This window comes from Blastococcus sp. SYSU DS0669, assembly GCF_054050895.1.
In genome coordinates this window covers 19,204-40,320 of the sequence record NZ_JBJHAE010000024.1, presented here as the reverse complement: position 1 = coordinate 40,320, position 21,117 = coordinate 19,204, and the positions used below count along the sequence as shown (strand labels likewise).

Here is a 21,117-nt window from a genome sequence, read left to right as displayed (position 1 = left end):
CCGGTCAGCGGGCGGCAGCGGACCGCTCCCGCTCCAGCCCGGCGGCGGCGGGCGTGACCCCGGCGGGCTTGTCGGCGTAGACGACGAAGCTCTTGCCCACGAGGGGGTCCAGCAGGCGCTCGGCCGTCCGCGTGATCCACGGGCGCCTCGTGAGGTCCCAGACCAGCAGCCGGTGGTAGGCCCGCACGACAGCGGAGTCGTTGTCGACGCCGACGGCGCACTTGAGCCACCAGTACGGGGCGTGCAGGGCGTGCGCGTGGTGGCTCGCCCCGGGCACCAGGCCGGCGGCGGTCAGCCGCGCCCGCAGCACGTCGCCGCGGTAGATGCGGATGTGCCCGCCCTCGTTGGCGTGGTAGGCGTCCGACAGCGCCCAGCAGACCCGCTCGGGGCCGTAGCGCGGCACGGTCACCGCGACCCGGCCGCCCGGCTTGAGCACGCGGACGATCTCGGCCATCGCCGTGGCGTCGTCGGGGATGTGCTCGAGCACCTCCGAGGCCATGACCCGGTCGACGCTGGCGTCGGGGAAGGGCAGGTGCAGCAGGTCACCCCGCACCACCTCGAAGCGCGCACCTCCCGGGGCCTCGCCCGCCTCGGCGATCGCGCCCAGCCACCGCTTCGTCGTCTCGACCTCCTGCTGCCCCCAGTCGACGGCGACCACGCGGGCGCCGCGCCGGTAGGCCTCGAAGGCGTGCCGGCCCTCGCCGCAGCCCAGGTCGAGGACGGTCATCCCCGGGCGCAGGTCGAGCCGCTCGTAGTCGACGGTCAGCACGGGTCGCCCTTCCGGTCCAGCGTCTCGGCGTACCAGTCGGCGGTGCGCTCCGCCGTGGCCCGCCAGGTGTAGGTGTCCAGGACCCGGCGGCGGCCGGCGCGCCCCAGCTGCTCGGCGAGCGAGGGGGAGTCGAGGACCAGCTGCAGGGCGGCGGTGAGCTCGCCGACGTCGCCGGCCTGGACCCGCAGCCCCGCCTTGGTGCCGACGACCTCGGGCAGCGCGCCGGCGTCGGTGGTCACGAGCGGGGTCGCGCACGCCATGGCCTCCACGGCCGGCAGGGAGAACCCCTCGTAGAGCGACGGGATCGCCACCAGGGTGGCCCGCTGGATGAGCCCGACGAGCTCCTCCTCGGGCACCGGGCCGGTGAAGCGGACCGCGTCGCGCAGGCCCAGCCGGTCCAGGGCCGCCTCGGCGGGGCCGCCGGGGCGGGTGCTGCCGACGACGGTGAGCACCACCGGCCGCTCGGTGCGCAGCTTGGCCAGCGCCTCCAGCAGGTGCACGAGCCCCTTCAGCGGGACGTCGGCGCTGGTGATCGCGAGGATGGAGTCGGTCTCGCGGGGCCGGCCGGCCGGCGGTGGGGTGAACCGGTCGGGGTCGATGCCCACCGGGATGACGGTCATCCGGTCCGGCGCGAGGCCCATGTGGGCTGCGATGTCGCGGCGGGAGTTCTCCGACACGGTGGTGACGGCGTCCAGCTGCCGGACCACCCGCGCCTGCATCCGGGTGAAGGCGTACCAGCGGCGCAGGGTCAGCGCGCGGCGCAGGGTGGGCGCCGCGGCCAGCTCCAGGTCGCGGTCGATGGCGATCGGGTGGTGCACGGTCGCGACGGTGGGGACGCCGGCCCGCACCAGCCGGAGCAGGCCGTAGCCCAGCGACTGGTTGTCGTGCACGACGTCGAACTCGCCGGCCCGGGGCAGGAGGTGCCGCGCCGCGCGCAGGGTGAAGGTCATCGGCTCGGGGAATCCGGCGGTGCACATCGTGGCCCACTCGGCGACGTCCACCCAGTCGCGGATCTCCGAGGGGCGCGGGGTGCGGAAGGGGTCGGGCTCCCGGTAGAGGTCCAGGCTCGGCACGCGGGTGAGGGGCACGCCCGCGTCGAGCTCCGGGTAGGGCTGGCCGCTGAGCACCTCGACGCGGTGACCGAGCTCGCGCAGCTCGCGGGAGAGCGCCCGGACGTAGATCCCCTGGCCGCCGCTGTGCGGCTTGCTGCGGTAGGACAGCAGTGCGATGCGCAACGACCGTCCCATGGGGTCGGACTCTAACGACCGCGCCCCCGCGCCCGGCTACCAGCCGGTAGGGGTGCCACCCGGCCGGAGGAGGGCGCGACTGGCACAGTTCCCGCATGATCCGTCACGTCGTCCTCTTCACCTGGTCCCCGGACGCCGACGCCGAGCGGCGGGCGCGCACGGTCGAAGCGCTGCGCGACCTGCGGCGCACGGTCGGCGGGATGACGTCGCTGGTCGTCGCCGACGACGCCGACCTGGTCGACGGCAACGCCGACAGCGTGCTGATCGCCGAGTTCCCCGATGTCGAGGCCTTCCACCGCTACGCGCAGGACCCCGTGCACCTGGCGGTCATCGCCGAGCACGTGCGCCCGATCCTGGCGGCGCGGACGGCGATCCAGCACCGGATCTGACCACCGGCGCGGCGGCCCGGCGACTAGCGTCGGTGGCATGACCTCCGCGCACCGCGTGCCCGGCGTCCTCGTGGCCGGCCCGGCCGCGGCCCTGCTGCTGGCCGGCTGCGGCGGGGACGCCTCGGACCGCACCGCCGCGGCCGCCTCCTCGGCGTCGTCCGCGGCGGCGGCCTCCTCCGCGCAGGCGACGAGGGCACCCGACCTCGCGTCGGGGCTGCTGCCCGCGGACGCATTCGGGCCCGGCGCGACCGTGCTCGCCCTCTCGCCGGAGCAGTTGCGCGTGGGATCGGGCATCGTCGGCAGCGGGGCCGACGTGACCATCACCCCGGAGAGCTGCCGGGCCGCCGTCGACGGCACCCAGCCGGCCCTGGACGCCTTCGACGACGTCGCCGCGCAGAGCGCCACGACCGGGTCGACGACGACGGTGCAGATGCTGGTGCGCGGTGGCCCGGTCGGCGACGCCGTCGAGCAGCTGGCCGGCGCCGCCGAGCGGTGCCCCGAGGCGCGGCTCACCTCCCCGCAGCTGGGGGAGGCGACGATCACCTTCGAGGAGCTGCCGGTGGCCGAGCTGGGCGACGGCTCGGCGCTGCTGCGCTACACGACCACGATCGCCGCTCCGGACGGGACCCGCGTGACGGTGCCGACGCTGGTCGCGGCGGTGGAGGACGACGACCGGGCGCTGGTCCTGCTCTCGGTGGACACCGGTCTCGGCGGTGCCCCGGCGGGCGATCCGGCGGCCTTCGTGGAGCTGCTCGAGCAGGCCTACGAGGTCCAGGCCGACGCGCTGGGCTGAAACCCGCCGTCCGCCGCATCCACAGCGCCGGCCGCCGTCCACAGATTCCGCCGGGTGCTGCCCGCCGGCGCCCGGGCGCCCCAGGGTCGATGCCCATGGACGTCCCCACCGCGCAGCAGCCCGCCGACCGGCTGGAGATCCGGCTCTCCGACCCCGGTGAGGTGGCCGCCGCGCTGCCGCACCTGCTGGGCTTCCACCCGGCCGAGTCGGTGGTGCTCGTCGGGCTGGGCGGGCCTTCGGGTGGCCGGGTCGGGCTCATCGTCCGGGGCGACCTGCCCTCGCCCGCGGAGGGCGCGCGGGCGGCGCGCCTGCTGGTCGGCAGCCTGCGGCGCGACCGGCCCGCGGCCGCGCTGCTCCTCGTGGTCTCCGAGGCGCCCGACGACCCGGCTCCGGCGGGGGAGGAGCTGGTCGTCCTGCCGCACCGGCCGCTGGTGCACGAGCTCGTGCAGGCCCTGGCCGCGGCGGGCGTCGCCGCGCGCGACGTGCTGCTGGTCCGGCGCGGGCGCTGGTGGTCCTACGACTGCCCGCACCCCTGTTGCGCGCCGTCGGCGGGGACCCCGCTGCCCGGTGGCGTCAGCGCGCTGGCAGCCGCGGCGGTGTGCACGGGGCAGGTGGTCGCCCCCGACCGCGCCGCCCTGGCCGAGCGGCTCGACGCTCCGCCCGGCTCGGCCGCGGGCATGCGGGAGGCCTGCGTCCGAGCCGCGTCCGGTCGCGCCGCCCGGCTCCGGGAGGTGGGGCGGCCGGCGCTGACCGAGGAGTGGTGGGCGGCGGTGCGGCAGGCGGTCGCGCGCTGCCGGCCCGGCCCGTCCGGCGAGGGCCCGCTGGACGACGACGACCTCGCGGCGCTGGGCTGGGCGCTGCGGGACGTGCGGGTGCGCGACCGCGCCCTGCAGCTGGCGCTCGGGGCCGACGCGGCGGCCGCGGAGGTGCTCTGGACGGTGTGCGCCCGGCGGGTGCCGGCGCCGCTGGACGCGGCGCCGGCCACCCTGCTGGCGGTCAGCGCCTGGTTGCGCGGCGACGGCGCGATGGCCGGGATCGCCCTCGACCGGGCACTGGACAGCGACCCGGACCACACGCTGGCACGGCTGCTGCGGCAGGCGCTGGACGCGTGCCTGCCGCCGGCGGGGCTGCGCGACCTGCTCGAGCAGGCCGCCGAGCCACCCTCCGGCGGACGGCCGGCGTGACCGCCGACCCGGGGTCAGAGCAGCTCCGGCCGCCGCCACGGCTCGCCGAGCACGTGCTCGGCGAGGAAGGCCAGCACGGTCTCGTACCAGATCCGGCTGTTCCCCGGTGTCAGCACCCAGTGGTTCTCGTCGGGGAAGTAGAGGAACTTGGACGGCACGCCGCGCTTCTGCAGGCCGTACCAGAGCGCCAGCGCCTCGCCGATCGGCACCCGGTAGTCCTTGTCGCCGTGGATGACCAGCATCGGGGTGCGGATCTGGTCGACGTAGCGGTGCGGCGAGTTCTGCTCGTACCGCCGGGGCTCGGTGAACGGGTCGCCCCACTCCTTCTCCCAGTAGTACGCCGCGTCGGTCGTGCCGGTGAACTGCTCCAGGTTCCACAGGCTGGCGTGGGTGACGATCGCCCGGAACCGGTCGGTCTGCGTGGCCACCCAGTTCGCCATGTAGCCGCCGAACGAGCCACCCATCGCCGCCGTGCGCGTGCCGTCGACGTCGGGCCGCTGCTCGGCCGCGTCCACGGCGGCCATCAGGTCGGTGTAGGGAGCGTCGCCCCACTCACCCCAACCGCGGCGCACGAACTCCTGGCCGAAGCCCTGGGAGAGCGCGGGGTTGGGCAGCAGCACCGCGTATCCCTGGGCCGCCAGCACCCACGGGCACCAGCGCCACGACCAGGAGTTCCAGCTCATCAGCGGCCCGCCGTGGATCCAGAGCACCAGCGGCGCGGGGGAGTCGGCCGAGGCCCCCTCGGGAAGCACCAGCCACGACTGCACCCGTGCCCCGTCGGCGGCGGTGGCGCGCACCTCGTGCAGCGTCCCGGGCAGCCGGTCGACCGACCCCGGGGTGGGCAGCGGCTCGGGCTCCTGCAGCGGGGCCGCGGGGTCCAGCCGCACCGGCACGGGCGGCGAGTCGTACGCCGAGCGCAGGGCGTAGAGCGCGCTCCCGTCGCGGGCGACCTGCAGGTCGCTGTAGGCGCCGTCGCCGGTCAGCCTCAGCGGTTCACCGCCGTGGAGGGGCACGCGGAAGACCGCGTGGCGGCCGTCCTCGTCGGCGAGGAAGTAGACGGCGCCGCCGTCGGCGGAGAACTGCGGGGCGCTGGGCCAGCGGTCGAAGCCGGGGGTGAGGTCGCGGGCGGTGCCGTCGGCGACGTCGACCAGCAGCAGGGTGTAGTCCGGTGGTTCGGCGTAGGAGGACATCGCCTCCCGCACGCAGACGAGCCGGTTGCCGTCGGGCGAGAAGGTGGCCCCGTAGACGTCGGCCAGCGGGTCGTCGACCAGCACGCGCGTCGCCCCGGAGCCGGTCTCGGCCAGCACCAGCCGGGTGCGCCGCCCGGCGGGTCCGTCGGGCACCTCCTCGGCGCGCGCCAGGAGGGTGCCGTCGGGGGAGAGGGCGATCTCCTCGCCGGAGCCGTTCGGCGGCGGAGCGTCCGGGGTGAGGTCGCGCAGCTCCACCGGTTCGCCACCGGCCGGCTCCTCCTCGGCCGGCAGCTGCCCGGCCCAGAAGAGGTGCGGCGCCGCGGGCCCGAGGTCGTGGTCCCAGTACCGCACCGGGTAGGCCTCGTGCAGGATCGCCGAGACCCCGGCGTCCGCCCGGGCCTTGCGCCGCTCCTCGTCGGCGTCCGGCGCCGAGCCACCGGGCATGGTCGCGGAGACGACGACGACGTCGCCGCTGTCGACGGCGACGGCGAACGAGCCGATGCCGCCCGGTCGTGCGAGCACCGGCCGCGCCTCGCCGCCGTCCGCGGGGAGCCGCCACAGCGCCGGCTTCGGCTCGGCCGCGGGGTCGGCCCCGGGATCGGGCCGGGCGGAGGTGAACAGCAGCGAGCCGTCCGGCGCCCACGCCGGGGCCGACTCACCGGGCGCGCTCCGGGTGAGCCGCCGGGCGGGGCGCACCCCCTGCGGGTCGAGCTCCCACAGCGCCGTCTGCCACTTCTTGCCCTCGCGGTCCAGCGTCTGCAGCGGCACCGCCAGGCGCGTCCCGTCCGGGGAGAGCGCGAGACCACCGATCCGCGGCAGGGCGACGAAGTCGGCAAGGCGGTGGAAGGGCGTGGGCGCCGGGTCGGTGGCCTCGTCGGTGGCGGGGGCGTCGGGTGGGGGTGCGGGCGTGCTCACCGGGGCCTTCTCTCGCGCGGCGGGGGGGTCCGCACCACCGTAGTGAGCCGGTGGGCACCCCGCCGGGCGTCAGCGCAGGTCCCAGGCCTGCGGGAGCTCCTCGGGGCCCAGCGCGGCGAGCTCGGCCGCCACCGGCTGCAGCCCGTCTCCGGCCTCGGGCGGGTCACCGGCCGGGACGCGCAGCACCTCTGTGCCGTCGTCCCGCCGGCTCACCACGACCGGCCCCCCTCAGAGCAGCGGAGCGGCTTCGAGCGGGGTGAGCTCCTCGTCGGTGGCGCTGACGAACATGTGCTGGGCCACGCCCATCGGCAGCACGTACCCGTCGAGGCTGACCGAGCCCTCGACGAGCTGCGCGGTCATCGTGACCCCCGGGCGCACCCCGTGCTCGGCCAGCGCGCGCAGCAGGTCGGCGTTCTCCTGCAACTGCTCGCTGATCCGTCGGATCACCACCGGGCGCCCCTCGGCGGTGGCGGTGCCCGAGAGCAGCGTGAGCGAGTCCAGGACCGCGGAGGTCTCGCCGCCCAGCGGCTCGTCGCCGCGCAGCGCCTCGAGCCCGGGGATCGGGTTGCCGAAGGGCGACACCGTGGGGTTGCCCAGCAGCGACAGCAGGCGGCGCTCGACCGCCTCGCTCATCACGTGCTCCCAGCGGCAGGCCTCCTCGTGGACGTCGGCGTAGTCCAGGCCGATGACGTCGACGAGCAGGCACTCGGCGAGCCGGTGCTTCCGCATGACGGCGGTCGCGAGCTGACGACCCTCCTCGGAGAGCTGCAGGTGCCGGTCGCCCTCGACGGTGAGCAGGCCGTCGCGCTCCATGCGGGCGACCGTCTGGCTGACCGTGGGGCCGCTCTGGTGCAGGCGCTCGGCGATGCGGGCCCGGAGCGGGACGATGCCCTCTTCCTCCAGCTCGAAGATCGTCCGGAGGTACATCTCGGTGGTGTCGATGAGGTCGTTCACAGCTCTCCTCCGTGTCGGCGGCCAGTCTACGGGGCCGGGCGCCCGGCGCCGGGCTCCCGGCGGGCGGACTCGGCGACCGACCGGCCGGCACCGGACCCGGTAGCGTCCGGGCGGAGCCGCCCGCGCCCGTCCGGGCGCGCCGCAGGGGAGGTGCCATGAGCGACTCGGTCGCCGTCGTCTGGGACGACGCGCTGCTCGGATACACGATGGGTGGCGACCACCCGCTGCACCCCGTCCGGCTCGACCTCACGATGCGCCTGGCCGACGGGCTGGGTCTGCTCGCCTCCGACCGGTTGCAGGTGCTCAAGCCCGAACCCGCCGGCGAGGACCTGCTCACCCTGGTCCACGACCCGGTGTACCTGGAGGCGGTGCGCCGGGCGCCGGCCGACCCCGGCGTCGGCCACGGCCTGGGGACGGCGGACAACCCGATCTTCCCGGAGATGTACGAGGCCGCCGCCCTGATCACCGGGGGCAGCGTGCTCGCCGCCCGCCAGGTGCACACCGGCGCCGCGCAGCACGCGGTGAACATCTCCGGCGGGCTGCACCACGCGATGCGCGGCAACGCCTCGGGCTTCTGCGTCTTCAACGACGCTGCCGTCGCCATCGCCTGGCTGCTGGGCCAGGGGTACGAGCGGATCGCCTACGTCGACCTCGACGTCCACCACGGCGACGGCGTCCAGGCCGCCTTCTACGACGACCCCCGCGTGCTCACGGTGAGCATCCACCAGACGCCGCTCACGCTGTTCCCGGGGACCGGCTTCCCGGAGGAGACCGGCGACCCCGACAAGGCCCTGGGCAGCGCGGTGAACCTGGCCCTGCCCAACGGCACCGACGACTCGTCCTGGCTCCGGGCGTTCACCGCCGTCGTCCCCAGCGTGCTGCGGGCCTTCCAGCCGCAGATCATCGTGACCCAGTGCGGCTGCGACGCGCACCACGAGGACCCGCTGGCCGATCTCGCCCTGACCGTCGACGGGCAGCGGGCCAGCTACAAGGCCATGCACGAACTGGCCCACGAGATCTGCGACGGTCGCTGGGTCGCCCTCGGCGGGGGCGGGTACGGCCTGGTGCGCTGCGTGCCCCGGGCGTGGACCCACCTGATCGCCGAGGCCGGGGGCGCGAAGCTGGATCCGGCCACCGAGATCCCGGAGTCCTGGCGGGAGGACGTGCTCCGCCGCGGCCTGCGCGCCCGGCCACCGACACACATGACCGAGGGCGGGTACACCGGCTTCTCCCGCTGGGACCCCTTCACCGAGTCCCGGGTCGACCGCGCGATCATGCGCACCCGTCGCGCGAGCTTCCCCTACTTCGGCCTGGACCCGGACGATCCCCGTGATTAAGGACCACCCAGCCCCCCACCGCCCGCAAGCTCGTGGCGGGACCCTGCTGGGCGGCCGGAGGCTGCTGTGACGACCGAAGAATCCGCCCCTCCCGCGCCGCCGCCGGGCTGGGAGGCCGACATCGTCGCGGCCGACGGCGGCACGGTGCACCTGCGGCCGATCTGCCCCGAGGACGCCGACGGCCTCAACGGCCTCATGGAGCGCAGCAGCGACCAGACCCGCTACTACCGGTTCTTCGGACCGATGAAGCGGCTCTCCGAGCGCGACCTCCACCGCTTCACCCACGTGGACCACGACTCCCGGGTCGCCTTCGTCGTGCTGCTGGGCGACCAGATCGTCGCCGTCGGCCGCTACGACCGCTACCCCGGCACCGACGACGCCGAGGTGGCCTTCCTCGTCGAGGACGCCCACCAGGGGCGGGGGCTGGGCTCGGTGCTGCTCGAGCACCTCGCCGCCGCCGCCCGCGAGCGCGGGATCAAGCGCTTCGTCGCCGAGGTGCTGGCCCAGAACAGCAAGATGGTGCGGGTCTTCCGCGACGCCGGTTACAAGGCGGAGCGCTCGTACGAGGACGGCGTCGTCCACCTCACCTTCCCCATCGAGCAGACCGAGGACGCGCTCGCCGTCGCCTACGAGCGCGAGCAGCGCAGCGAGTCCCGGTCGATCGCCCGGCTGCTGACGCCGTCGTCGGTCGCCGTCGTCGGCGCCAGCAACGACGACGGGAAGATCGGCAACGCCGTGCTCCGCCACCTGCTGGACTACGGCTTCGCCGGGCCGGTGTACCCGGTGAACCCGGGGGCCCGGCACGTGCGCGGCGTCCCCGCCTACGCCGACATCGAGTCCATCCCCGACGACCTGGACCTGGCGGTCCTCGCGGTGCCCGCGGACGAGGTCGCCGGTGTCGTGGAGGCCTGCCGTCGCAAGCGGGTCCGCGGGCTGGTCGTCATCTCCGGGGGGTTCGGCGAGTCCGGGCCCCAGGGGCGCGCCGCCGAGCGGGAGCTGGTGGCGTCCGCCCGGGCGTCGGGCATGCGGGTCGTCGGGCCGAACTGCCTGGGCGTCGTCAACACCGACCCCGAGGTGCGGCTCAACGCCAGCCTCGCCCCGATGGTCCCCGGCCGCGGCCGCGTCGGGTTCTTCGCCCAGTCCGGCGCCCTGGGCGTGGCGCTGCTCGAGCGGGCCCGCAGCCGCGGGATCGGCCTGTCGACGTTCGTCTCCGCCGGTAACCGGGCCGACGTGAGCGGCAACGACCTGCTGCAGTACTGGGCCACCGACCCGGGCACCGAGGTCGTGCTGCTGCACCTCGAGAGCTTCGGCAACCCCCGCAAGTTCGCCCGGCTGGCCCGCACCGTCGGGCGCACGAAGCCGGTGGTCGCGGTGAAGAGCGGTCGGCACGTGGGGGTCGCCCCCGGCCTGGCCGGCACCTCGGTGGCCGTGCCCGAGCAGTCGGTGGCCGCGCTGTTCGCCTCGGCCGGCGTCATCCGGGTCGAGACCGTCGCGCAGCTGTTCGACGTCGGGATGCTGCTGGCCCACCAGCCCCTGCCGGCGGGGAGCCGGGTCGCGATCGTGGGGAACTCCACCGCGATCGGGGTCCTGGTCGCCGACGCCGTCCTCGAGGAGGGGATGGAGCTGGCGCACGCCGCGCCGGTGGACATCGGCGTCGCCGGCAGCGCGGAGGCGTTCCGGGCGGCGCTGCAGGACGCCGTGGACGACGAGGGCGTCGACGCAGTCGTCGCGGTGTTCCTGCCGCCGCTGATGGCGGGCTCGCAGGAGTTCGGGCCGGCGTTGCGCGAGGTGTCGGTGCGCGCGGGCAAGCCGATCGTGGCGAGCTTCCTGTCGACGGAGGGGATCCCCGCGGAGCTCGCCGTCCTCGACGAGCACGGCATGCCCGCGCGCGGATCGGTCCCGTCGTACAGCACCCCGGAGCGGGCCGTCATCGCGCTGGCCAAGGTCTGCGAGTACGCCCGCTGGCGGCGCCGGCCGGTCGGCGAGGTGCCGGAACTCCCCGACGTCGACGAGGCCGCCGCAGAACGGATCGTCCACGGCGCGCTGGAGGGGGCGCCGGCCGGGCGGGAGCTGACCGACGACGAGTTGATCGGGCTGCTGGCCGCCTACGGCATCCCGCTGCTGGGCACCCGCACGGTCACCGACGCGGAGGCCGCGGTCGCGGCGGCGGAGGAGGTCGGGTACCCGGTCGTGCTCAAGTCGACCGCGCCGTGGCTGCGGCACCGGTCCGACCTCGGTGGCGTGCGGCTGGACCTCCCCGACGCCGAGGCGGTGCGCAGTGCGTTCGCCGCCATCCCGTCCGGCGATCCGGTGATCGTGCAGGAGATGGCCGCTCCCGGCGTGGCCACCGTGGTCGAGATCGTCGACGACCCGTCGTTCGGCGCGCTGGTCAGCTTCGGGCTCGGGGGGGTGGCCACCGATCTGCTCGGCGACCGCGCCTACCGCACCCTGCCGCTGACCGACCTGGACGCCGCCGAGCTGGTGCGCTCGCCGCGGGCCTTCCCGTTGCTGGACGGGTACCGGGGCTCCGAGCCGGTCGACCTCGCCGCGCTGGAGGACCTGCTGCTGCGGGTGGCCCGGCTGGCCGACGACCTGCCGGAGGTGCTGCGGCTCAGGCTGGAGCCGGTGATCGTCGGGCCGGCGAACCCGTGGCACGGCGGCCGCTCGCTGGTGGTCGCCGGCGGCACCGGGGTGGTGGGCCCACCGACCGCCCGCGTCGACCCGGGTCCCCGCCGCATGCGCTCACCCGTCTGACGTCGGAGGCCGCGCGTCGAGACGGCGCGCGGGGTGGTGGTCAGCGGGGAGCGCGGCTGCTGCACTTCCTGCGACGGGTCCGACGTGCGACCGGAGGTCGGCGATGACCAGGTACGCCTTCGCCTACCGCGTGGGCTTCACCCCGTGGGAGCGGTACGCCACCGCGGCCGCCGCGAGCACCGGGGCCCTGCTGGCCCGGGAGGAGGCCGACCGCCCCACCCCGCCCGGACGGGCGCTGGACCTGGGCTGCGGGCGGGGCCTGTACACGAACGAGCTCGCGCGCCGGGGCTGGGACGCGGTGGGCATCGACGCCGTGCCGCGCGCGGTCCAGGCGGCCCGGCGTCACGCCGTCCCCGGTGCCCGCTTCGTGGTGGGCGACGTGACGGACCTGCCCGGGGCCGACGACACGGGGACGTTCGACCTCTTCCTCGACGTCGGCTGCTTCCAGGGTCTGGGAGCCGCCGGTCGGCAGGCCGAGGGCGCGGGCGTGTCGGCGCTGGCGAACGCCGGCGCAACGCTGCTGGTCCTCGCCTTCGGCCCCACCCGGGTGCGCTCCTCCGTCGGGGGCGTGTCCCCGGCCGAGGTCGAGGCCGCGTTCGTCGGGTGGGACCTGCTGTCGGTCGAGCCGGCGGACACCGCAGGGCTGGGCTGGCCGTTGAACCGCACCTCGCCGCAGTGGTACCGCCTCCGGATGCGGTAGGCAGGGGGCTCCGTCGTCCTCCCTCACCGCGCAGCGTCCTCCCTCACCGCCGGCCGTGAGGGAGGACGCTCCATGATCAGGTTCCCTGATCGTGGCGGGCCACCGACGCGACGAGGGCCCGCCACCGGGTGGTGACGGGCCCTCGGGGCGATCGGCCGGTCGCGCCGATCAGGTGGTCGTGCGGATCAGGCGAGGTAGTCGCGCAGGGCGTCGGCGCGCTGCGGGTCGCGCAGCTTGGCCATCGTCTCGCGCTCGATCTGCCGGACCCGCTCGCGGGAGAGACCGAACTGCTTGCCGATCTGCTCCAGGGTGCGGGGCTGCCCGCCGTCCAGGCCGAAGCGCAGGACGACGACGTCGCGCTCGCGGTCCTCCAGCGTGGAGAGGACGTTGCGCACGTCGCCCTTCATCATCTGGAAGGCCACGGCGTCCTCGGCCACGGCCGCGTCGGCGTCCTCGATGAAGTCACCGAGACGGGACTCCTCGTCGGCGCCGACGGTCTGGTCGAGGCTGACCAGGTCGCGGCTGTACTCGAGCAGCTCGGTGATGCGCTCCTCGGGCAGGTCGAGCTCCAGGCCCAGCTCCTCGGCGGTGGGCTCCCGCTCGAGCTCCTGGTGCATGCGCCGGCGGGTGCGGACCACCTTGTTGACCTGCTCGGCCAGGTGGACGGGCAGCCGGATGGTGCGCCCGGAGTCGGCCATCGCGCGGGTGATCGCCTGGCGGATCCACCACGTCGCGTACGTCGAGAACTTGAAACCCTTGGTGTAGTCGAACTTCTCGACGGCGCGGATCAGGCCGACGTTGCCCTCCTGGATGAGGTCCAGGAACGTCATGCCGTGGCCGGTGTAGCGCTTGGCCACCGAGACGACGAGCCGCAGGTTCGCCTCGAGCAGGTGGGCCTTGGCGGCCTTGCCGTCGGTGGCCAGGATCTTGTAGTCGCGCTTGCGGGCGGGCGTGAGGCCCTCCTGCTCGGCGAGCAGCCGCTCGGCGTAGAGCCCGGCCTCGATCCGCTTGGCCAGCTCCACCTCCTGCTCCGCGGTGAGCAGAGCGGTCTTGCCGATGGTGTTGAGGTAGACGCGCACGAGGTCGGTGGAGACCAGGCCGCTGGTGTCGGGCTCCCGCCGGGGGGCGCGCACGTCCAGGGTGTCGGTGGGGGAGGACTGCAGCAGCGTCACGATGGGTCTTCGTCCTTGCCTTGGTTTCGGATGCACCCGCCGGGCGGCGATGGGCGGCGGTGCTCTCCAGGCGTGGAGCGGGGGCCACGGTCCGGGGTCACCGGCCGGTCCCGCTCTTCTCTGTCCGGTGTGGTACGCCCTGCACAACGGCCACTGAGGGGTCCGGTGTTCCGCGATCCGGTCGTTCACAGCAAACCGACAGGGAGTGTCTTCGGTCACCTGCCGGTACCCGCCCCCGTGGAGTCCCAGACATGTCATTCCCATGACGAAGGCGGCGCGTCAGACCTCCAGCAGCAGGGTCATCGGCCCCTCGTTCACCGACGAGACGCGCATGCTCGCGCCGAAGACCCCCGTGGCCACGGTGGCGCCCCGGCGGCGCAGCTCGGCGACGACCTCCTCGACGAGCGGCTCGGCGAGCTCCCCCGGGGCGGCGTCCTGCCACGAGGGCCGGCGGCCCTTGCGGGTGTCCGCGTAGAGCGTGAACTGGCTCACGACGAGCACCGGCAGGCCCAGGTCGGAGGCGGAGACGGCGCCATCGGGGCCGGGGAAGATGCGCAGCTCGTGGATCTTGCGGGCCATCGCCCGGGCCCTGGCGGCGTCGTCGTCGCGGCCCACTCCGACCAGTGACAGCAGTCCCCGCCCGATCTCGCCGACGAGGACGTCGTCCACCGTTACAGCCGCTGCACCGACCCGGCTCACCACTGCGCGCACCGGGGCATCGTCCCCGGTGGCCGGGGCGCCGTGCGAGGACGGTCAGGTCACAGGCGGCTGCCGGGCCGGCGCACAGCTCCGCCACAGGTGGCGCGTCGACCCTGCTGCCGGACCGGTCACGGGGACCGGTCCGGACGGAGGAGGAGAACGTGCGGAAGAATCTGATCATCGCGACGACGGCCGGGGCGCTCGCCCTGGGCGGGGGGCTGGCGGCCGCGGTCCCGGCCCTGGCCGACGAGGACTCCGCGACCACCAGGCAGGACCGCATCCGCGACGCCCTCGCGGGCCTGGTGGACGACGGCTCCCTCACCGGGGCGCAGGCCGACGAGGTGGCCGCGACGCTGGCCGGCAGCGGGCTGGGCAGAGGTTCCGACCGGGGCGGTGGCCGGCTGGACCTGGCGACGGCGGCGACGGCCCTCGGCCTCACCGAGGACGAGCTCCGGGAGGCGCTGGCCGCGGACGGCACCTCGATGGCCGACGTCGCCGGGCAGCAGGGCGTCGCCGTCGACACCGTCGTCGACGCGCTGGTGACGGCCGGGCAGGAGCGCCTAGCCCAGGCCGTAGAGGACGGCGACCTCACCCAGGAGGAGGCCGACGAGCGCCTCGCGGAGCTGGAGGAGCGGATCACCGAGCGGGTGGCCGACGACGACCCACGTCCAGGCGGACGCGGGTGGCGCGACCGGGACTGACCCCCGACGCGGGGACGGCGGTGCCGCAGGGGCTCGCGGCACCGCCGTCAGCGGCCGTACCGGCCGAGGGGCGGCGTCGGCTCCAGGCAGCCCCACACCACCTTGCGGCCCGAGTGCACGTCCCAGCCGTGGGCCGGGCAGAGCGCGGCGACCAGATTCAGGCCCATGCCGCCGGCGGCGGGGTCCCGGTCGACGGGCGGGGTGGGTGGCCGGTCGACCGCGGCGTCGCTCACCTGGAGGAGCCAGCCGCCCGACGTGCCGGTGACCGTCACCCGTACCGGCGGAGCACCGTGCCGCAGCCCGTTCGAGACCAGCTCCTCGAAGACCAGCATCAACCGGTCGAGGTCGTCGTCGCCGGGATCGGTCACGGCGGCCGCATCGGCCACCGCGGTGCGCAGCTGGGCGCGGCCGGCGCTGACCTCGGCCGCCGTCGCCGGCTCGCCCCGCCAGATGGGAGGCGCCCCCGCGTCGGGCGCCGGCGGTGGCTGGTGCGCCCAGAAATTCTCTGTCATCTACCTCTCCCGGGATGCCGGAGGACCGACATGCGAGAGGTCCTCGTCCCCGGGAGAGCTGTGGTGCACCCCGTCGAGCGACCGGACCCGTGCTGTTAGAGCTCCGTCGGCCTCGCGGTACCCACTCGCCGGCGCGGTAAGCGGCGTCCGGTGGCGTGCTGTCGAGACGGAGCCTCGGCGGGAGCGGGCCACCTCGACCTGCGGGTGAGCTGGTCCCTTCGACATGGGCGATGCGGTGCGTGCCCCGGAGAGCGCTTCCTCGGTGAGGCGCTCGGGGCACGGGTGGTCCCCAGCGTGCCGGAATCGGGTCGTCCGCGATCCGGTTGTCGACAGCGAGGCCTGTCCCGGTGGTGAGGGGGAGGCTCCGCGTGACCGGCCAGGGAGTTCCACCGGGACCGGTGCTGCTGGGGCTGGTCGACCGGCTGGCGCACGAGATGCTGGCCCGGTCGGACCCCGACGACGTCCTCGCCCGCGCCGTGGAGCTCGCCGTCGCGAACATCGACGGAGCGACCAGCGCCAGCATCACGGTGCTGGAGCGCCGGGACGTCTCCACCGCTGCCGCATCGGGAGACCTCGCCCGCGCCGGTGACTCGCTGCAGTACCAGCTGGGCGAGGGCCCCTGCCTGGATGCGGCGGCGGGCGCCGAGGTGGTGCACAGCCAGGACGTCGCCGAGGATCCGCGCTGGCCGCGCTGGGGGCCGGCGGCCGCCGCCGACCTCGGGGTGCGCAGCACGCTGTCGGTGCAGCTGCGGAGCCGCCGGAGCGCCTGGGGCTCGTTCAACGTCTACGGCCGGCAGCCCGACGCCTTCGACGACTCCGCGATCGCCCTGGCCGTCAGCTTCGCCGGCCACTCCGCCATCGCCCACGCGCGGGCGTCCGACCGGCGGAACCTCGAGGCGGCGCTCGTCACCCGCAACCTCATCGGCCAGGCCCAGGGCGTGCTGATGGAACGACACAAGATCACCGCCGACCGGGCGTTCGAGGTGCTCGTGGCGACCTCCCAGGGGAGCAACACCAAGCTCGTGGAGATCGCCCGGCGGGTCATCGAGACCGGCGTCAGCCCGCCCGACGTCGGCCGCTGATCCGGGCCCCTCCGCGGACCTCGACCGGGTTTTCTCCCGGCGGTGGGCATCACCGGCCGGGCCCGGGTACAGGGGGCCATCGAGCACCGTTGCCGAGCGCCGGAGCGCCGGTGCCGCGAGGTCGAGGAGGACGTCATGGCGGCGGACGAGGACACCGGCAACGCGCGTGGCACCGTCGTCCGGGGCCTGCGGAGCACGGTGGGGCGGGAGAGCACCACGTTCGGCTTCTCGATCCTGGTCACCGTCACCTTCGGGGTGTGCCAGGTGACCCAGGGCTCGCCGGACCTCCCGCACATCTACCTGTACGCGGCCGGTGCGGTCCTGTCCTTCACGCTGCTCGAGGGCATCCTCTCGAGGGGATTCCGGCGCCCGATGCCGCAGCACCCCACCCAGACGCTGGCGCTGGGTACGAGCATGAACATGCTGTCCGTGCTGGTGGGGATGGGCGCCGCGACGCTGGTCGGCGTCTGGTTCTCCCACCTCGCAGTCTGGGCGCTGGCGCCGTTCGTCGCCGGCGTCGGCTACCTGGTGACCGAGAGCCTGGAGGCCGCGATCGCGGAGCGGATCCTCGTCTCCGCCGGAGATCCTGAGGCCCAGGACGTGTCGGGGTAGGCGCCGGGGCGACGAAGGCGGCGGCGCCCGCGCAGGGGATCAGGCTCCGTCTGCCGTGTGCCGGCGACGTGAGGGGTGAACGCACCCGCACATCCCGGGGGCGCTGCCCGAGAGGAGCTCGCAGGTGCCGAGCCGCGTGGTGACAGCGGGGCTGCCACCGTTCGGGCGAGTGCGGCAGGATCGGCGAGCGTGCCGACCCTTCGCATCGCCGGAGGACGACGCCGCTGACGAGCTGCTCAGCCGCGACCCGCTCGCGCTGCTGATCGGGATGCTGCTGGACCAGCACATGCGTCAACGAAGCAGTCGAACCCTCGCACCCGGGGCAGGCGTCGGACGGGTGACGGATCATGGAAGGACGAGCCGCTCCATCTCCTGCCTGGTGATCTCGGCGATCTCGAAGAGGAGTCCGCAGCGTTGCCAGGCGTGACTCAGTGCCTGGACAGTTCGAGCCACACGTCACCGGCTGAACCTCGGGCGATCCCGCCGCCCAGGACGCCCAGCAGGTCGGAGGTCTGCAGCGACCGGCCGGCCGCTATGCCGAGCGCCAGTGTGGTCAGCGGCAGCGCGAGCAGTACGACGGCCGGAACCGGCCGTGCGCGGCGGGGTCGAGGCGCCGAGGTGCGAGCTGATCGACCGGCGTCAACACGTGAGCGGCGCTACGTCCGTCACCGGGGTGTCCCGGTGCCTCTCGTGAACCACGTGGACCACCCCGTGCTCGCACAGAGTCCTGTCCATTGGCTCGGGGACCGGGTGCCGCGTGCGGTCAGGGCGCTGCACTCCCGCGCTGGGGACGGCATGCCTGGTCGACGTGGGCAGACCGGTGGACACTGTGGTCCGTGCGAGGGGACTCGTCACGCATGCGCCGATTCGGCCTCCTCCAGGGGGTGGATGGTGATCGACAACGACGTCTACGACCGGCATGCGGCCAGCTGGTGGGACGAGGACGACCCGCTCAACATGCTGCACGGCAGCGTCACCCCGGGGCGCTTGAGCTACTTCGTCGCCGTGCTCAACCGGCTCGGATGTGACCCCGCGGGCCTGCGTGTGCTGGACATCGGCTGCGGCGGCGGCTTCCTCGCGGAAGAGTTCGCGCGGCTCGGCTGCCGAGTGGTCGGCGTCGACCCATCCGCGCCGTCGCTGGAGACCGCCCGTCGCCACGCTGAGGCCTCGGGACTGGAGATCGACTACCGCGTCGGCTCGGGGGAGGACCTCCCGGTGGAGGACGCGGAGTTCGACCTGGCCTACTGCTGCGACGTCCTGGAGCACGTCACCGACCTGGACCAGGTGATCCGTGAGACCGCGCGGGCGCTGAGGCCCGGGGGGACGTACTTCTTCGACACGGTGAACCGCACTGCCGTCAGCAAGCTGCTGGCCATCAAGGTCATGCAGGAGTGGCGCGCGACTCGTGTCTTCGACACGCCCGTGCACGACTGGAGCATGTTCATCCGGCCAGCGGAGCTCGAGTCCACGATGGCCCGCCACGGGCTGCAGCTGCACGAGGCGGTGGGGCTCGGACCACGGACGAGGAACCCGGTCGGTGCCCTCCTCGGGTTCGTCCGGGCACGGCGAGGACGGATGTCATTCGGAGAACTCAGCCGCCGCCTGGACTTCGGGCAGACGAGAAGCCGGGCAATGTCCTACATGGGCTACGCCACTCGGGTGGAGACCGCCTGAGCGACGCCGCGGATACAGCACGTGACCGCTGTCCCAGGGCGAATCCGGACCGAACGCTCGCGGTCGCGCGCCGCGCGTCGACGCCCAGCCGCTGGGGCACACTGCTCGGGTGCCGCAGCTCCGCATCGCCCAGGACGACGCCGCCGACGAACTGCTCGGCCGCGACCCGCTCGCGCTCCTGATCGGGATGCTGCTGGACCAGCAGTTCCCGATGGAGCGCGCCTTCGGTGCTCCGCGGCTGCTGGCCGACCGCCTCGGCGTGGAGGCGCTCTCGGCCGAGCATCTGGCGGCGATGGACCCCGAGGAGCTCGTCCGGGTGTTCCAGGGCCCTCCGGCGCTGCACCGGTACCCCGGCTCGATGGCGGGCCGGGCCCAGGAGGTGTGCCGCGCGCTGGTCGAGCGCTACGACGGCCGGGTCGAGGGGCTCTGGGCGGACGGCTGCGACGGCGCCACCCTGCTGAAGCGGCTCAACGGTCTGCCCGGCTTCGGCGCCCAGAAGTCGAAGATCTTCCTGGCCCTCCTCGGCAAGCAGTACGGCGTGACGCCGCCGGGTTGGCGGGAAGCCGCCGGCGACTACGGGACCGACGGCTCCCGGCGCTCGGTCGCCGACATGACCGGCCCCGAGTCGCTGGCCGAGGTGCGGGCGTTCAAGCAGGAGCAGAAGCAGGCGGCCAAGGCGGCCGCGCAGGGCTGACCGGGTCGCCTGCACCGGGCCCGTCCCAGTGGCACCATGGGGGCGGTCCGGAGAGCCGCAGGGGCGATCCCCCGCGGACACCGGCCAGCGAGGGGAAGGGTGCCCGTGGCCTCGAGCCAGCAGTTCCCGCGTACACGCAAGCCGGAGCCGGTGCTCATCACCGAGGCGGCCCCGAGCCTGGCCGAGCAGCAGGCCCGCCGGAAGCGGCGGTACGCGATCACGATGGCCATCCGTGGCGTCGCGCTCATCCTGGCCGCCGTCTTCTACAAGATCGTGTGGTTGATGGTCATCCTGGCGATCCTGGGCACCGTGCTGCCGTGGATCGCCGTCGTCATGGCCAACGACCGGCCGCCGAAGCCGCGGACCCGCCTCCAGGGCGTCGACGTGCGCCCCGACCGCGTCCTGGAGAACCCCGCCCGCTCCGGGCGGATCATCGAGGGCTGAGCGTCCCGGCCGGCGCCTGAACGTGGTGGCGGCCGATCGGGAGCCTCAGCGGCCGGCCCGACGTCGGGTCCACCACGACCCGGCTCTCCAGCCCGAAGACGGCGCGCACGCACACCTCGGTCAGCACGTCGGGGGGTCGCCGGCGGCGTGCAGGCGCCCGTCGGCCAGGGCGATGAGGTGGTCGGCGTAGCACGCGGCCATGTTCAGGCCGTGCAGCACCATGACGACGGGTCGTGCCGCGGGCCGGGTCGAGGTCGGCCAGCGGGGGCGACGAAGCCGATCGGCCCACCCGCTCACCGAGGCCGGCGGCGAGCTCGTCGCCCAGGGCCAGGGAGTTCAGGCTGCGGGCGGAGAGCAGGCTGACGGCGAAGCCCGCGGCGAGGAACGGCAGCACCGTGCCGACGGCCGGGGTCAGCGTGCGCCGGCGCGGCGCACCACCTCGGCCGCGCGGGCCAGCCCGGCATCGAGCGCCTCGCCGGGGGTGGGCCGCCGCCCATCCAGCCACGCGGCGAGCAGCCCGGCGGCGAACGCGTCGCCGGCGCCGGTGGTGTCGACGACGTCCGTGGGATGGGCGGGCCGGTGCACGAGCTCGTCGCCCGCCGCCCACAGGGCGCCGTCGGCGCCGAGCGTGACGACGGCGATCGCGTGCCGGGCGGCCAGCGCCCGCGCCGCCGCGGTGACGTCCGCGCAGCCGGTGAGCAGCCGCGCCTCCTCCGCGTTGGGGAGCACGAGCGTCGCGACGGCGGTGTCCGCGAGCCACCGGTCCACGCCGTAGGCGCGCAGCGGGCCGGTCGAGGCCGGGTCCACCGAGACGCTGCACCCGGCAGCCGCCGCCGTGCGCAGCGCGGCCAGCCCGGCGTCCCGGGGACCGGGGTCCAGCAGGGTGTAGCCCGACAGGTGGAGGTGGCCGCCCGGCGGGGGAGCCGGGACGTCGGCAGGGCGCAGCGCGAGGTTGGCGCCGCGGTCGGCCAGCATGCTGCGCTGCCCGTCGGGCTCCACCAGGCTGACGATCGTCCCGGTCGCCCCGCCGGGCACGGTGCGCAGCCGCAGCTCCACGCCGCCCGCCGTCAGCTCGGCGGACAGGCCGGCGCCGGCTGCGTCGTCCCCGATGCAGCCGGCCAGCAGCACCGGCGTCCCGAGGCGGGCCAGGTGCGCCGCCACGTTGGCGCCCGCGCCACCGCCACGGCTGACGATCCGCGCGGGCCGGTCCGACCCCGGCGCCGGCTCCCCGGCGAGGACGGCGACGACGTCGGTGGCCACGTCGCCGACCACGACGACCCGGGGCTGCACGGTCG

At 74.9% G+C, this 21,117-nt stretch carries 21 protein-coding genes; 12 read left to right on the top strand and 9 right to left on the bottom strand.

Annotated elements, in window-relative coordinates; genetic code table 11:
* Positions 1–4: 4 nt before the first annotated feature.
* Positions 5–769, bottom strand: a complete 765-nt coding sequence (locus ACI792_RS18215; RefSeq protein ID WP_456603840.1) for a class I SAM-dependent methyltransferase — start codon at positions 767–769, stop codon at positions 5–7.
* Positions 763–2,016 (bottom strand): glycosyltransferase family 4 protein, encoded by a 1,254-nt coding sequence (locus ACI792_RS18210; RefSeq protein ID WP_456603839.1) that lies wholly within the window; start codon positions 2,014–2,016, stop codon positions 763–765. Before ACI792_RS18210 ends, ACI792_RS18215 begins: the two co-directional genes overlap by 7 nt.
* Before the next feature lie 95 nt (positions 2,017–2,111).
* On the opposite strand from ACI792_RS18210, the gene ACI792_RS18205 reads away from it, so the two are divergent.
* The 3 genes from ACI792_RS18205 (at position 2,112) to ACI792_RS18195 (ending at position 4,382) form a co-directional block, all read left to right on the top strand.
* Positions 2,112–2,405 (top strand): Dabb family protein, encoded by a 294-nt coding sequence (locus tag ACI792_RS18205; protein ID WP_456603838.1) that lies wholly within the window; start codon positions 2,112–2,114, stop codon positions 2,403–2,405.
* Positions 2,406–2,442: 37 nt separating this feature from the next.
* The gene (locus ACI792_RS18200) at positions 2,443–3,198 is read left to right on the top strand and encodes a hypothetical protein (protein ID WP_456603837.1); all 756 of its coding nucleotides are present in this window, start codon (positions 2,443–2,445) and stop codon (positions 3,196–3,198) included.
* A gap of 95 nt (positions 3,199–3,293) precedes the next feature.
* Entirely contained in the window at positions 3,294–4,382 is a 1,089-nt protein-coding gene (locus ACI792_RS18195; RefSeq protein ID WP_456603836.1) for a DUF4192 domain-containing protein, read from the top strand.
* Positions 4,383–4,396: 14 nt separating this feature from the next.
* Here ACI792_RS18195 and ACI792_RS18190 read toward each other — a convergent pair whose 3' ends face one another.
* From ACI792_RS18190 to ACI792_RS18180, 3 genes are all read right to left on the bottom strand, one after another.
* A complete protein-coding gene (locus ACI792_RS18190) occupies positions 4,397–6,487 on the bottom strand; it encodes a S9 family peptidase (RefSeq protein WP_456603835.1) in 2,091 nt (696 codons plus the stop codon).
* Between the two features lie 69 nt (positions 6,488–6,556).
* The gene (locus tag ACI792_RS18185; RefSeq protein WP_456603834.1) at positions 6,557–6,703 is read right to left on the bottom strand and encodes a hypothetical protein; all 147 of its coding nucleotides are present in this window, start codon (positions 6,701–6,703) and stop codon (positions 6,557–6,559) included.
* 12 nt (positions 6,704–6,715) lie between these two features.
* Positions 6,716–7,441, bottom strand: a complete 726-nt coding sequence (locus ACI792_RS18180) for a metal-dependent transcriptional regulator (protein ID WP_456580406.1) — start codon at positions 7,439–7,441, stop codon at positions 6,716–6,718.
* Positions 7,442–7,596: 155 nt separating this feature from the next.
* Between ACI792_RS18180 and ACI792_RS18175 the strand changes: the two genes are divergently transcribed.
* From ACI792_RS18175 to ACI792_RS18165, 3 genes are all read left to right on the top strand, one after another.
* Positions 7,597–8,778 (top strand): acetoin utilization protein AcuC, encoded by a 1,182-nt coding sequence (locus ACI792_RS18175; protein WP_456603833.1) that lies wholly within the window; start codon positions 7,597–7,599, stop codon positions 8,776–8,778.
* A gap of 66 nt (positions 8,779–8,844) precedes the next feature.
* The gene (locus tag ACI792_RS18170) at positions 8,845–11,532 is read left to right on the top strand and encodes a bifunctional acetate--CoA ligase family protein/GNAT family N-acetyltransferase (RefSeq protein ID WP_456603832.1); all 2,688 of its coding nucleotides are present in this window, start codon (positions 8,845–8,847) and stop codon (positions 11,530–11,532) included.
* Positions 11,533–11,635: 103 nt separating this feature from the next.
* Positions 11,636–12,232 (top strand): class I SAM-dependent methyltransferase, encoded by a 597-nt coding sequence (locus tag ACI792_RS18165; protein ID WP_456603831.1) that lies wholly within the window; start codon positions 11,636–11,638, stop codon positions 12,230–12,232.
* Positions 12,233–12,417: 185 nt separating this feature from the next.
* On the opposite strand, the gene sigB is transcribed toward ACI792_RS18165, so the two are convergent.
* Positions 12,418–13,404 (bottom strand): RNA polymerase sigma factor SigB, encoded by a 987-nt coding sequence (sigB, locus tag ACI792_RS18160; protein WP_456580410.1) that lies wholly within the window; start codon positions 13,402–13,404, stop codon positions 12,418–12,420.
* Positions 13,405–13,683: 279 nt separating this feature from the next.
* A complete protein-coding gene (dtd, locus tag ACI792_RS18155) occupies positions 13,684–14,115 on the bottom strand; it encodes a D-aminoacyl-tRNA deacylase (RefSeq protein ID WP_456603830.1) in 432 nt (143 codons plus the stop codon).
* A gap of 149 nt (positions 14,116–14,264) precedes the next feature.
* Here dtd and ACI792_RS18150 point away from each other — a divergent pair, with 149 nt between their 5' ends.
* Entirely contained in the window at positions 14,265–14,804 is a 540-nt protein-coding gene (locus tag ACI792_RS18150) for a hypothetical protein (RefSeq protein ID WP_456603829.1), read from the top strand.
* A 47-nt stretch (positions 14,805–14,851) separates the two neighbouring features.
* Here ACI792_RS18150 and ACI792_RS18145 read toward each other — a convergent pair whose 3' ends face one another.
* Positions 14,852–15,316, bottom strand: a complete 465-nt coding sequence (locus ACI792_RS18145; RefSeq protein WP_456603828.1) for an ATP-binding protein — start codon at positions 15,314–15,316, stop codon at positions 14,852–14,854.
* 368 nt (positions 15,317–15,684) lie between these two features.
* On the opposite strand from ACI792_RS18145, the gene ACI792_RS18140 reads away from it, so the two are divergent.
* The 5 genes from ACI792_RS18140 (at position 15,685) to ACI792_RS18120 (ending at position 19,822) form a co-directional block, all read left to right on the top strand.
* On the top strand, positions 15,685–16,398 hold the full coding sequence (locus ACI792_RS18140) for a GAF and ANTAR domain-containing protein (RefSeq protein ID WP_456603827.1): 714 nt from the start codon (positions 15,685–15,687) through the stop codon (positions 16,396–16,398).
* 135 nt (positions 16,399–16,533) lie between these two features.
* The gene (locus ACI792_RS18135; RefSeq protein ID WP_456603826.1) at positions 16,534–17,010 is read left to right on the top strand and encodes a hypothetical protein; all 477 of its coding nucleotides are present in this window, start codon (positions 16,534–16,536) and stop codon (positions 17,008–17,010) included.
* Between the two features lie 888 nt (positions 17,011–17,898).
* On the top strand, positions 17,899–18,684 hold the full coding sequence (ubiG, locus tag ACI792_RS18130) for a bifunctional 2-polyprenyl-6-hydroxyphenol methylase/3-demethylubiquinol 3-O-methyltransferase UbiG (protein WP_456603825.1): 786 nt from the start codon (positions 17,899–17,901) through the stop codon (positions 18,682–18,684).
* A 109-nt stretch (positions 18,685–18,793) separates the two neighbouring features.
* Positions 18,794–19,378 (top strand): HhH-GPD-type base excision DNA repair protein, encoded by a 585-nt coding sequence (locus tag ACI792_RS18125; protein WP_456603824.1) that lies wholly within the window; start codon positions 18,794–18,796, stop codon positions 19,376–19,378.
* A gap of 105 nt (positions 19,379–19,483) precedes the next feature.
* A complete protein-coding gene (locus ACI792_RS18120; protein ID WP_456580421.1) occupies positions 19,484–19,822 on the top strand; it encodes a DUF3099 domain-containing protein in 339 nt (112 codons plus the stop codon).
* 411 nt (positions 19,823–20,233) lie between these two features.
* Here ACI792_RS18120 and ACI792_RS18115 read toward each other — a convergent pair whose 3' ends face one another.
* Positions 20,234–21,112 carry a carbohydrate kinase family protein gene (locus ACI792_RS18115; protein ID WP_456603823.1) on the bottom strand — a complete coding sequence of 293 codons (879 nt, stop codon included), beginning with the start codon at positions 21,110–21,112 and terminating at the stop codon, positions 20,234–20,236.
* Positions 21,113–21,117: the final 5 nt, after the last annotated feature.

Excerpts from the sequence above, each read along its gene's own strand:
- ACI792_RS18210 (WP_456603839.1), bottom strand. The coding sequence starts at position 2,016 with ATGGGACGGTCGTTGCGCATCGCACTGCTGTCCTACCGCAGCAAGCCG.
- ACI792_RS18205 (WP_456603838.1), top strand. The coding sequence starts at position 2,112 with ATGATCCGTCACGTCGTCCTCTTCACCTGGTCCCCGGACGCCGACGCC.
- ACI792_RS18200 (WP_456603837.1), top strand. The coding sequence starts at position 2,443 with ATGACCTCCGCGCACCGCGTGCCCGGCGTCCTCGTGGCCGGCCCGGCC.
- ACI792_RS18195 (WP_456603836.1), top strand. The coding sequence starts at position 3,294 with ATGGACGTCCCCACCGCGCAGCAGCCCGCCGACCGGCTGGAGATCCGG.
- ACI792_RS18175 (WP_456603833.1), top strand. The coding sequence starts at position 7,597 with ATGAGCGACTCGGTCGCCGTCGTCTGGGACGACGCGCTGCTCGGATAC.
- ACI792_RS18165 (WP_456603831.1), top strand. The coding sequence starts at position 11,636 with ATGACCAGGTACGCCTTCGCCTACCGCGTGGGCTTCACCCCGTGGGAG.
- ACI792_RS18145 (WP_456603828.1), bottom strand. The coding sequence starts at position 15,316 with ATGACAGAGAATTTCTGGGCGCACCAGCCACCGCCGGCGCCCGACGCG.
- ACI792_RS18135 (WP_456603826.1), top strand. The coding sequence starts at position 16,534 with ATGGCGGCGGACGAGGACACCGGCAACGCGCGTGGCACCGTCGTCCGG.
- ubiG (WP_456603825.1), top strand. The coding sequence starts at position 17,899 with ATGGTGATCGACAACGACGTCTACGACCGGCATGCGGCCAGCTGGTGG.